Origin of the sequence: Neisseria sp. P0024.S006, assembly GCF_051956595.1 — a bacterium.
Taxonomy (GTDB): domain Bacteria; phylum Pseudomonadota; class Gammaproteobacteria; order Burkholderiales; family Neisseriaceae; genus Neisseria.
This window is the reverse complement of record NZ_JBQCXH010000053.1, coordinates 1-454: the sequence shown is the minus strand read 5'-3', so window position 1 is coordinate 454 and position 454 is coordinate 1. Positions and strand designations below refer to the sequence as shown.

1 rRNA gene is annotated in these 454 nt (G+C 57.0%); it reads left to right on the top strand.

Annotated features, from left to right (window positions below):
- Nucleotides 1-454: ribosomal RNA gene (locus ACTHUF_RS11230) — 16S ribosomal RNA — on the top strand; the annotation flags it as partial.

Genomic DNA, 454 nt, shown 5'->3' with positions numbered 1-454 from the left:
AGGCGGAGGAGTGCCTGCGGGAGCCGGAACACAGGTGTTGTAGTGTTGTTGTCAGCTCGTGTCGTTAGAGGTTGGTTTGAGTCCCGCAACGAGCGCAACCCGTGTCGTTAGTTGCCATCATTAAGTTGGGCACTCTAATGAGATTGTCGGTGGCAGGTCGGAGGAAGGTGGGGATGACGTCAGGTCCTCATGGCCCTTATGACCAGGGCTTCACACGGCATACAATGGTCGGTACAGAGGGTAGCCAAGCCGCGAGGCGGAGCCAATCTCACAAAACCGATCGTAGTCCGGATTGCACTCTGCAACTCGAGTGCAGGAAGTCGGAATCGCTAGTAATCGCAGGTCAGCATACTGCGGGGAATACGTTCCCGGGTCCTGTACACACCGCCCGTCACAGGCCATGGGAGTGGGGGATACCAGAATTAGGTAGGGTAACCGCAAGGAGCCCGCTTAC